The sequence below is a fragment of the Amycolatopsis sp. NPDC059657 genome, from assembly GCF_042734395.1.
GTDB lineage: Bacteria > Actinomycetota > Actinomycetes > Mycobacteriales > Pseudonocardiaceae > Amycolatopsis.
The window spans coordinates 1-11,030 of record NZ_JBHWEB010000027.1; the positions used below are offsets into that span (position 1 = coordinate 1).

8 protein-coding genes and 1 pseudogene are annotated in these 11,030 nt (G+C 69.9%); 1 reads left to right on the top strand and 8 read right to left on the bottom strand.

What is annotated here, in order from left to right:
* Positions 1-138: 138 nt before the first annotated feature.
* The 7 genes from ACFV15_RS17100 to ACFV15_RS17130 all read right to left on the bottom strand — a co-directional run bounded on the left by ACFV15_RS17100 (position 139) and on the right by ACFV15_RS17130 (position 9,110).
* The gene (locus ACFV15_RS17100; RefSeq protein ID WP_378351417.1) at positions 139-966 is read right to left on the bottom strand and encodes an ABC transporter permease; all 828 of its coding nucleotides are present in this window, start codon (positions 964-966) and stop codon (positions 139-141) included.
* A 1-nt stretch (position 967) separates the two neighbouring features.
* Entirely contained in the window at positions 968-1,774 is an 807-nt protein-coding gene (locus tag ACFV15_RS17105) for an ABC transporter permease (RefSeq protein WP_378351418.1), read from the bottom strand.
* The gene (locus ACFV15_RS17110; protein WP_378351492.1) at positions 1,774-2,679 is read right to left on the bottom strand and encodes an ABC transporter ATP-binding protein; all 906 of its coding nucleotides are present in this window, start codon (positions 2,677-2,679) and stop codon (positions 1,774-1,776) included. Before ACFV15_RS17110 ends, ACFV15_RS17105 begins: the two co-directional genes overlap by 1 nt.
* A 212-nt stretch (positions 2,680-2,891) precedes the next feature.
* Positions 2,892-6,200, bottom strand: a complete 3,309-nt coding sequence (locus ACFV15_RS17115) for a phosphodiester glycosidase family protein (RefSeq protein WP_378351419.1) — start codon at positions 6,198-6,200, stop codon at positions 2,892-2,894.
* 93 nt (positions 6,201-6,293) lie between these two features.
* Positions 6,294-7,031 (bottom strand): maleylpyruvate isomerase family mycothiol-dependent enzyme, encoded by a 738-nt coding sequence (locus ACFV15_RS17120; RefSeq protein WP_378351420.1) that lies wholly within the window; start codon positions 7,029-7,031, stop codon positions 6,294-6,296.
* Between the two features lie 67 nt (positions 7,032-7,098).
* Positions 7,099-7,509 carry a nucleoside-diphosphate kinase gene (gene ndk / locus ACFV15_RS17125; RefSeq protein WP_091291695.1) on the bottom strand — a complete coding sequence of 137 codons (411 nt, stop codon included), beginning with the start codon at positions 7,507-7,509 and terminating at the stop codon, positions 7,099-7,101.
* 56 nt (positions 7,510-7,565) lie between these two features.
* Positions 7,566-9,110 carry an alkaline phosphatase D family protein gene (locus tag ACFV15_RS17130; protein ID WP_378351421.1) on the bottom strand — a complete coding sequence of 515 codons (1,545 nt, stop codon included), beginning with the start codon at positions 9,108-9,110 and terminating at the stop codon, positions 7,566-7,568.
* Between the two features lie 117 nt (positions 9,111-9,227).
* Between ACFV15_RS17130 and ACFV15_RS17135 the strand changes: the two are divergent.
* Positions 9,228-9,816 (top strand): annotated as a pseudogene (locus ACFV15_RS17135) (penicillin acylase family protein).
* Here ACFV15_RS17135 and ACFV15_RS17140 read toward each other — a convergent pair.
* Complete coding sequence (locus tag ACFV15_RS17140) at positions 9,813-10,886, bottom strand: hypothetical protein (protein ID WP_378351422.1); 1,074 nt, start codon at positions 10,884-10,886, stop codon at positions 9,813-9,815. The pseudogene ACFV15_RS17135 and the gene ACFV15_RS17140 sit on opposite strands and share 4 nt — an antisense overlap.
* Between the last annotated feature and the right edge of the window lie 144 nt (positions 10,887-11,030).

The window sequence follows — 11,030 nt, forward strand, 5'->3', positions numbered from 1 at the left end:
GCGGTCTGGTGGTGTGCGGGGTCGCCTACGTCGGTGGAGATCTCGGGGGTGTCGCCGCCCGTGCGGCGGCGGGGGTCGTGGTTTTTGTTTAGACCGGTTAGAACCGGCCGTACCACTCACGACTCCTTGCCCGAGGTTTCACTTCAGGAGCAGGTGGCCCAGTCGCTTCGAGGTGGCCCAGATGCCGAGCCCGGCCATCACCAGCAGATAGGCGAGATTGCCGAGCATGGACGGTTCGAGCACACCGACCGAGAGCGACCGCATCAGCTCGACACCGTGGTACAGCGGGAAACACCGGACCACGGCCTGCAGCGCGTCCGGGTAGACCGACAGCGGGTAGAAGGTCGTCGAGAACAGGAACAACGGCATCAGCACGAGTTGGATGTAGTCGAACTGCGAGGTCGACCGCAGGAAGCTCGCGCCGGCCATGCCGATCGAGGCGAACGCGAACGAGATGAGCAGCGCGACCGGCACCAGCAGGAGTGCCCAAGGGCTGTGCACCAGGCCCATCGCCGCCATCACGCCGAGGAAGCCGAGCGCGTAGATCCCGCCGCGCACCACGGCCCACGAGATTTCGCCGATCGCGACGTCGAACGGGCCCATCGGGGTCGACAGGACCGCGTCGTAGAGCTTGGAGTGCCTGAGCTTGAAGAACATGTTGTATGTGGAGTCGAACACCGCGCCGTTCATCGCCGCCGACGCCATGAGCGCGGGCGCGACGAAGGCGACGTAGCTCATCGTCTGCCCGCCGGGGCCGGTGACTTCGGTGACCAGCTTGCCGAAGCCGTATTGGAAGGCCAGCAAGTAGAGCACCGGCTCCAGCGCGCCGGACAGGAACATCAGCCAGATCCGGGAGTAGACGAGGATCGACCGTTCCACGAGCGCGCTCGCCCGGCCCGCGTACATCGCGGCGGGCAGCACGCGCAGCAGCAGCCCGCGGCGTCCGGTCTGTTCGAGCACGTTCATCTCAGACCACCAGCCGACGGTAGAAGTTCCGGCGGGCCAGGTACGCGCCCACGCCGCCGAGCGCGCAGAGGAAGGCGAAGTGGCCGAGCATGGCGAGCGCTCCGGGTCCGGCGCCGGTGACTCCGCGCGCGAGCTCGTTTCCGTGCCACAGCGGGGAAAGCCAGGCGAGCCAGCGCAGGAACAGCGGCAGCTGGGTGATCGGGAAGAAGGTGCCGCTGAACAGGATCATCGGCATCAGCACGAAGCGGAACAGCATCCCGAACCGCTCCCCCTCGTCATTGGTCGCCGCGGCGAACGCCATGATCGGCGCGGCGGTCGCCATCCCGGCGAACACGCCGATCACGATCACGAGCAGCACCCCGGCGTTGGCCCAGGCGCCGAAGAACGCCGCGACCACCGCGTACGTCACCGCGGCCAGCAGCAGCCGGAGGCTGATCCAGAGCGCGTGCCCGCCGCACACCTGACCGGGACTGACCGGGGTCGCGGTGGCGGCGACGAAATGCCGCTGCCACTTGAAGCCGGACAGCACCGCGTACGTCGACTCGCCGACGGCGAACTGGATCGCGCCGGCGACGAGCAGGCACGGCGCGATGTACTGCAGATACGGCAGGCCGCCGGTGGCGGGCCCGGCCTGCACCTGTGACCCGAAGCCCAGGCCCATCGCGCCGAGGAACAGCACGGGCTGCAGGCCGCTCGAATACAGCGTCGCCTTCCAGTAGCGCCGGTACCAGGTCCAGTAGGCCTCGAGCTGCGCCAAGGCGCCCGCCCACGCACCCGGCACCCGGCCCGTCGACCGCGCGGTGGTCATCACTCCACCAGCGATCGGCCGGTGAGGCGGAGGAAGACGTCCTCCAGGCTGCTGCGCCGGACCAGGCTCGACACCGGCCGGAACCCTTCGGCGTGCACCCGTTCCAAGGTGGTCTCCCCCTGCGGCGTGTAGAGCAGCGCCCGGTCGGCCAGCACCTCCACCCGCTCGGCGAACCGGCTCAGGTCGGGCGGCGCTTCGCCCGGCGGGAACCGCAGCTCCAGCACCTCACGGGTGGAGTACTTCGCGATGAGCCCCGACGGCGAGCCCTCGGCGACGATCCGCCCGTTGTCCATGACGACCAGCCTGTCGCAGAGCTGCTCGGCCTCGTCCATGTAATGCGTGGTGATGATGAGCGTGACCCCGTTGGCCTTGAGGCGGAACAGCCTGTCCCACAACAGATGCCGGGCCTGCGGGTCGAGCCCGGTGGTCGGCTCGTCGAGCAGCAGCAACTCGGGATCGTTGACGAGCGAGCGCGCGATGGTCAGCCTGCGCTTCATGCCGCCGGAGAGCGATTCCACTTCGGCGTGCTCACGGTCGGAGAGCTGCGCGAACTCCAGCAGCTCCCCCGCCTTCTCCTTGACATGCGCGCGCGAGAGCCCGAAGTAGCGCCCGTAGACCTGGAGGTTCTGCCGGACGGTGAGCTCGGTGTCGAGGTTGTCCTGCTGCGGGACCACGCCGAGCCTCGCGCGGATCTTCGGCCCGTCGACGCTCGGGTCCATGCCGAGCACCTTGAGGTCGCCGTCGGACCGCGGCGAGACGGTGGCGATCATCCGCATGGTCGACGACTTGCCTGCCCCGTTCGGCCCGAGAAACCCGAACGCCTCGCCCCGCTTGACCTGCACGTCGATCCCGCGCACGGCCTCGAACTCGCCGAAACGCTTCACCAATGCCTTCGCCTGCACCATCGGTTCGTCGTGATCCACGCTTCGCAGCCTAGGACCCACCACCGACACTTTCGACCGCTTTACATTTCCGCAGGTCAGACCTCATGCGCGGTGCGGGCGGCTACTCCGGGCTGGGCAGGAACGAACGGGGCGTATGTGTCGCTGAGCGTTGCATAAGTGGCGTTTGTGCGCTCAGCCGACATGAGATGGCGCCCGCAACGCTCACGACCCTTTTACCCGACCTGCACGGTCAGGGTTTGGCTCACCCCGTTCACGGTGACCGTCAGGCGAGCCGTGCCGGGGCGGATGGCCGTCAGCACGCCCGTCGCCGGGTCGAACGCCGCGATGTCCCACGGCGCGGTCCGCGAGCCGATGCGGGTTCCCCACGCGCCCGTCCACGCGGCGCTCACCGGGTATCCCACTGGCACCTGCCGCCCAGCTTGGGTGAGCACAGCCGACACCGGCGCCGTGCCACCAGGAGCCAGAGCGGCAGGCCCGGAAATACTCAGCGAGTCCACGTTCGGCCGAGTCTCGAACCGCACGGGCTCCCGCCAATCGGCGGGATCCATGCGGACGAGTGTCCAGCCGACGAAACCGCCGTCGCCGGGCGCGGCCGCCGGCGCCTTGCCCGAGTTGCCGTTGATCAGGTACGGGACACCGTCCACACGCGACAAACTGAAGACGCCGGCGTGCGAAGCGATCGCGCCTGCCGGTTTCCCTGACGCACGCTCGAAATCGGTGAGCCACGACGTCAGGAGCGAGGCTTCCTTGCGGTCGGTCAGCTGGGATCCGCCCGTCGGGCTCGGGTCCTGGACCGGGTGGTGCATGGCGACCACGACACCGCGCACCGCCGGATCCCGCTGTGCGCCGTCCAAGGCCGTGCGCAGCAGGCGGACCTGGTCGAAGCCGCCGCCGCGCAGGGTGCCGCGCGAGGAATCCAGGAGTATCAAACGGATCCCGCGCACGTCGACCACGCGATGGGTCTCGCCGAAGGCGGCTTGGAACTCGGCGAGCCCGTGGCCGCCGTCGGCTTCGTGGTTGCCGGGGACGTAGTACCAGGGCACCTTGCCCTCGAGTTCCTCCAGCAGCACGGTTTTCGCGAGCGCGAAGTCGGGCGCGGTGCCGCGGTCGACGAGGTCGCCGTTGATGAGGACGAGATCGGGCTTGGCCGCGACGGCTTCGCGGAGCGCGCGGCGGGCCTGGCCGACCATGGCCGGGTTGTCCGAGGTGAACTGCGCGTCGCTGACGACGGCGATGCGCAGGCCGCCCGTGCCCGCCAGGCCGAGTGCCGGGTCGTGCGGGAGCGGGTCGGCGGGCACCTCGGCCGATGGCGCGACCGAGAAGGTCAGGTCGTCGAAGACCAGGCGGCCTTCGTATTGCTGGTCCGGGATGTTCTCGACGGCGTAGAAGCGGGTGAGCCGCTGCCCGGCAGGCAGCGCGGCGGGCAAGACGGCTTCGGCGTAGCGCCAGCCGGTCCAGTCGACGCTCAACGAGAAGTCGACGATCGAGGGGACGTTCGCGGCGTCGCGGAGTTCGCCGCGGACCCAGGCGCCCTTGCCGTCGCCGTTGATCCACAGGCCGATCTTCTGCGTACCCGCTGGAACAGCCAGTGGCACGGCCGCGGTGACATACGCGGCGCGCGTGGCGTTGGTGCCGGTCAGGCGGTAGTCCAGCGCGAGTCCCTGGCCGTCGTGGCCCGGCGCCTCGGACAGCGCGGCGCCGACGACCGCGGGGTAGACGCTCGCGCTCCACCCGGCCGGACCGTCCAAACCGGACGCGATACGGGACTCGGTGCCCACCGAAGTACTGAGATGCGTGGACAGGCCTGCCGCGGTCGCCGTGATGACCGACGCGCCCGTCGCCTTCAACGCGGTCACGGCGAAACCGTCGCCGGACGGCTCGACGCGCACGACCGAATGGTCGTAGTCGAGTTTCACGTCGTCCGGCTCGAGCCAGGTGCCGTAGCCGTCCGTGTCGTAGCCGAACACCTTGAACGTGCCGCGTGCCGAAGCGCCGGAGAGCGCGACCTGCTCGGTGCTCGTGGCCAGCCGGACCGCCTTGCCCAGCACCGAAAGCCCGAGCCGCCCCCGCGCGAGCCCTTGTCCCACACGGACCTCGACGTCACCGGGCTCGTGCGCGGTGAAGACGCCTCGCGTGACGCTCCCCCGCGCCGGACTCGTGGTGAACCACTGCGGCTGGGCCTCGACGGGAGCGCCGGTTTCGTCATGACCGCCCGCAACCAGCTTGCGGGTCAAGCCGGGCAGCACACGGCGGGCGTCGGCGGTGTCCTCGACCGGGCGCGGCGCGAACGCGGTCAGGTCACCGCTGCCCGCGGTCGTCGCGAAACCGATGCCGTTCGGGACCACACGTTCGCCGCCGTCGGAGGGCGAGTTGTGCACGGTCGGCGCGGATTCGCCTTCCTCGCGGGCGATCAGCGTCGACGAGCCGCCGCCGTCGAGGTTGATCGCGTCGGACGCGCCGAGCGACTTCATGTGCCTGGCGAGTTCGAGTTCGGTCATGCCCCGGCTGTCGATCTGGCGGCCGTCGATGGTGGCGAGCCACATCTTGCGGCCGTCCGCCGAGAACCCGACGGCCGTGCGCGGGTGCATCGCGACCGAGTCGACCGGCTGGATCTGCCCGTTCTTGACGAGCACCTTGTTGCCGCCGACCGCGACCGCGATCTTCCCGGCGTCGCTGCGTGGCGCGAAGCTGACGCCAATTTGGTCGCCCACTCGTACCGCGCTCACCGCGTCGGCTCCGGCGTCCCTGGCCAGAAGTACCGTGCTGCCAGCCGGAATCGGGCCGTCCGCGGGCTGCGTGCGCACCGCGGTGACCACACCGCCGCGCAGCTCGATTTCGCGAACCCTGGTCGCCCCGGTGACCGCCGTCCGCCGCGAAGACGTGCCCCACAAAGGGGTGTAGATGCCGAGGGAAGCGACCTCGGGGCTGTTGAAGTTCGACGCCGTCAGCACCTGGCCGCCCGGCAGGGTGACCGACGCTTCGAGGAAGACCTCCGCCAGCCGCGCCCTGCCTGCTTCGGTGACCGACGCGGTGAGGTTGTGCCCCGACGCGGGCGCCGTCTGCAGCTGGCTCTTGTCGATGCCGACGCCGATCGGCGCGCCGGAGGCGTTGATGTCGAAGAAGTCGCCGTTGACGCCCGCGACCGAGCCGGTCCGGCCGACCTGCTGCGAAAGCGGTGTTCTCGCGGAGACCGTCCCAGGGCTGAGATACGTGGGGCGCAACGACTTCACGGTCAGATCGACGGCGAGGGTGTCGCCGCGGATCCAGCCGAGCGGGTCGTAGCGGTCGAACTCGGTGAGGTTCAGTCCCGGCGCGACCGGCGAGGTGGCGCTGCTGGTGAGCAGGCCGTCGTCGGGTTCGGCCGTGGCGTAGGTGATGGGGCCCTCGTGCGCCGACGAGGCCGCCGGCGCGGCTTCGACGGGCGGCGGGCCGAGCGGGGCGGACAACGGGTCGGCGGTGGCGGGCGCGGTGAGGACGGACCCCAGCACGGCCGTGAGCGCAAGCAGGCGTGACTTCTTCACGAGCTACCCCAGCATCGAGTGAATGGTTGAGAACAAGCTCACCTGATCAGGAGGGCTGTGAGAAGGCCTGCGGGTGAACGCTCCCCGAACGGCCTAGGGCGTCATCCGGGAGGTGAGGAACGCGGTGGCAGCGGCGGCGTCCCCGGACAGTTCGACGGACTCGATCGAGTACCGCTGCCAGAGCAGGAGCAGCAGGTCCTGGGCGGTGCCCTGGGCGATCGAACCGGGTTCGCCATCGGCTTCGGTGACGGCGGGAACCTCGCCCGCTTCGACGGCGGCGAGGAACCAGGAGTCGCCGGTGTCGGTGGCGCGCAAGGAAAGCGCGGTGGTCAGCGGCGGCGGGGTGTGCCAGCGGGTGACCCGTGGCAGCATGGTCGTCAGCACCTCGTCGATGCCGTCGGCGGCGATGACCGGCGGCAGGTCGAGCTGCTCCCCCACCGCGTTCGCGGCGTCGAAGAGGTGGACGGCCACCTCTTGGGTCTGGCGGCGGAACCAGAAGCCCTTGACCTTCTCGCCCTGACCGAAATGCCAGCCGGGCGCGGCGGGATCGGCGTCGCCGAGTGCTTCGAGCAGGCCACGGGCGGCGTTGCCGTACCAGTCGGCGAGTTCGCCGCCGGGGTCGCTGTCGAACTCCTGCGGCTGCGGCTCACCGGTCACGATGATCTTGGTGGCCCACAGGTGCACGTTGCCCAGGTGGATCGCCAGGTCGCGCAGCCGCCAGTCGCCGCAGGACGGCACGGGAGCGTCCGCGTCGCCCGTGCGGACGACGCGTTCGAACTCCCCCACCAGGTGACGCAGGTGCGGGAGGTATTCGGCTGGCGCGAGCGGCATGACATGGCCTCCAAGGTGTCGTGAGTGTTCCCGACGGTTAGAACCGCCGGGAACACTCACGAGTCTTTCAGAGGTCGGGGAACCAGAGCTTGAGCTCGCGCTCGGCCGACTCCGGCGAGTCCGAGCCGTGCACCAGGTTGTACTGGGTCTCCAGCGCGAAGTCGCCGCGGATGGTGCCGGGGGTGGCCTTCTCGACCGGGTCGGTGCCGCCGGCGAGCTGGCGGAACGCGGCGATCGCGCGCGGGCCCTCGACGGCGAGCGCGACGAGCGGGCCCGAGGTGATGAACTCGAGGAGGTCACCGAAGAACGGGCGCTCCTTGTGCTCGGCGTAGTGCTCCTCGGCGACCGAGCGCTCGACGGTGCGCAGTTCCAGCGCGGCCAGCTTCAGGCCCTTGCGCTCGATCCGCGAGACGACCTCGCCGACCAGGCCGCGCTCGACGCCATCGGGCTTGACCAGAACCAGGGTGCGTTCAGTCACGACGGTATTTCTCCTTGGGTGGATTTCGTGTATTCGCCCGGAGCTTATCCGGCAGGTCAGCGACGCTGCGGCTGCAGGGTCTTCGACCAGAGCGAAGCGCCGGTGGCGTCACGCAGGTCGACGGTCAGCGCGCCACTGGATCCGTCGATGTTGATCTCGCCGAAATGCTGGAAACCGTCGGCGGGCGAGGTGTTCGCGGCCGGTGGCGCGTGCACGAACACGGCCTGCGGCCCGAACGTCGGGTCGAGCGTGTTCGGCCCGAACGCGCCCGCGTTGAGCGGCCCGGAAACGAACTCCCAGAACGGATCGAAGTCCTGGAAGGTCGCGCGGTCCGGCGAATACTCGTGCGCGGCCGTGTAGTGCACGTCCGCGGTCAACCAGACCACGTTGCGCACCTTGCGCTTGCGGATCTCGCTGAGCACCCAGGCCAGCTCGGTCTCGCGGCCGCCAGGCGCGCCGGGCAGTCCGTTCGCGACGCCTTCGATGTCCTTGCCGTCCGGCACGGTCAGCCCGATCGGCAGGTCGGCCTGGATGATCTTCCACGTCGCGGTGCTGCGGTCGAGCGCGTCGACGAGCCAGCGCGCCTGCTTGTCGCCGAGGATGTGGCCCGGCTTGGCGCGGTCGGAGGGGTTGGCGTCCTTGTACGTCCGCATGTCCAGCACGAAGATCTCGGCACGCGCGCCGTAGCGGAAATGCCGGTAGACCCGCCCGTCGACGGCCTCGCGCCGGTCGATCGGGTGCCACTCGTGGAACGCCTGGAACGCGCGCGGCGCGAGCACGTCGACGCGCTTTTCGGTGTATTCGGGGCGGTCGTTGAGGATCTCGCCGGGATACCAGTTGTTGACGACCTCGTGGTCGTCCCACTGGACGTAGCTGGGCACGGACGCGGTGAAGCGCTTGAGGTTCTCGTCGAGCCGGTTGTACGAGTGCTGGCCGCGGTACTCGTCGAGCGTCTCGGCGACCTTCGACTTCTCGGGCGTGACGATGTTGCGCCAGGTCCGCCCGCCGGGCAGCGCGACGGTCTCGGTCAGCGGCCCGTCGGCGTACACGGTGTCACCGCTGTGCAGGAACAGGTCCGGGTTCCGCGCCGCCATCGCGGAGAAGATGGTCATGCCGCCGCGCTCGGGGTTGATGCCCCAGTTCTGCCCTGCCACGTCACCGCTCCACACCAGCCGCAGGTCACGGCGGCTGAACGGCAGCGGTGCCGTGCCGAACCGCCCGGTCAGCGGCTCGCTGCGGGTCCGGTCGTCGTCAGCGACCACGCGGTAGTGGTACTCGGTGCCGGGCAGCAGGCCGGGGATGCGGACCTTGCCGGTGCCGCCGGTCTTTGGGCTCATCACCGGCCCGCGGATCCGGCGCGCGTGGCGGAAGGATTCGTCGCGCGAGACCTCCACGATCAGCCGCGACGGCTTGTCCGCGCGCGTCCAGACGATGGCGGAGCCGGTGGTCACGTCACCCGACTGCACGCCGTGTGTCAGCACGGGCCGGGGGCGTACCAGCGGGGACGCTCCCGCGAGCGGGGCGCGGAGTGCTCCGGTGGCGAGCACTCCGGCGCCCAGGACACCTGCGCGCAGCAGGGTACGGCGAGTCGGTTCGGTCATGCGCGGTTTGTATCCCGGCTCGGCGGCCAGCGGGCCAACGGCGGCTTTCCGGCTGATGAACCGGCTAGCTTCGGGAGCATGCGAGTCCCAGTGCTGGCGGCCTGTGTGCTGACCACCATGTCCTTGCTCACTTCGCCCGCGTCGGCAGGCAACGAACCGCGTGCCACGATCCGCTACACCGAACACGGTGTCCCCCACATCGTCGCGCGCTCCTTCGACGGCCTGGGCTACGGCTACGGCTTCGCCGCCGCGAAGGACAACATCTGCGAGCTGGCCAACGGGTACCTGACGTTGAGTGGAGCGGTCCCGGTTCCTCGGGCCGGACGGCCAGGGGAACGACGCGCTCAGTGGCGCGCGCACGAACCTCACCAGTGACCTGCATTTCCAGCGGCTCAACGACTCCGGCGTGGTGGAACGACTGCTCGCCCAGCCGTCGCCGCAGGGCCCGCTGCCCGAGGTCAGGAAGCTCGTCGCGGGGTACGTCGACGGGTACAACAAGTACCTCGCGCAAGACGAGATCACCGATCCGGCCTGCCGTGGTGCGGCGTGGCTGCGGCCGATCCGTGAACTCGACGTCTACCGGCACTTTTACGCCGTCGCGGGCGTCGCGGGGCGGGGCGCGCTCGCCGAAGCGCTGGTGCGCGGGCGGTTCTGCGAGCGGGACATCCTGAGCTCGCCCGCGCTGCGGGTGGTGCGGCTCCGCTAAACCTCGCGAGGCCTTAATACGGGCGCGGTGGCCAGTGTGTCGACGACGAGATCGGCCGGGGCCGCCGCGCCCGACTCGGGCCGCGGCTCGCCCCGCACCGCGCGGCAAAGCCAGTGCTGCACGTAAGCCACGTGCGGATCCGGCTCGCTCGCGGCGGTCAGCCGCAACGCCCTGCGGTAGGCCTCGGCCAGCTCGGTGTCGGGCAGCAGGATGGCGATCCGCTCGGAAGACGCATCCGTCGTCTTGTTGTTCGCGAGGCTGGTCAGTCGCTGCAGCATGAGCGCGGCGACCTTCCGTGCCACCGAGGGTTCCTTGAGCTGCGCCGCGATCTCGTGGACGTCGTCAGGGTCGTACAGGTCGGCCGGGGTGAGGTTCCCGTGCACGGCCGCGGCTCGCGACAGGAACAGGTGGCTGCGGACGCCGAGGTGACCGGCGAGCGCCGGCACGGCTTCGGCAGGCACCTCCCACATCGCCGCCACCTGGCGGCGCGGCCACCACTGGTCGCTCGTAACGTATGTGCGCTCGACGGCCTGCTTGGATTCCACGGCCACAGCGGGCAGCTGCTCCCGCAACCAGTCCACCAGACGTCCCGCGCCATCGCCCTTCACCCTCGGGCAGGAGAATTTCTCGCGCTCCGTGTGGAACTCGACGTCGAACCCGGAGGCCTTCCCGAGCTTGACACGTTCGATGACCGTGACCCGCCGCACCTGCCCGACCGGCACACGGGTTTCGCCGACCACCCGTTTGACCTGCAGTGTCCCGGTTTCCGGCAGCAACTCGACCCAGCGCACCGCACGCAGCTCGATCCTCACCACCACGGTCGCCACCACGATCCCGGCGACGCCCAGCACCACGCCGAGCACCAACGCGGTGTGCCAGAAGGCGGAAAACCCGAAGAACACCCAGACCAGTGGCACCACCAGCGAGAGGACGACCGGCGTCGCCAGCAGGAACGGGACGGCCACGCCACCGACGGCGTTCGCGGCGAGATAGCGCGGCACGCAGGGCAGGAACACCAGGCGCCAGCCATTCGAGGTGGCTGCGGTCACGATCCTGGGTGACACGTCCATCGGCGACCTCCCCTGGCGCGGTCGCTCCAGCCTCCCCCAATCGGCCCCGCGAGGGCGACGGCCACCTGGCCGAACTCTCAGGGACTCGTGAGTGTTGCCGCCGGGTTTTGCCGGGGGGGGCCCACACCGCTGATGTTTGGTTGG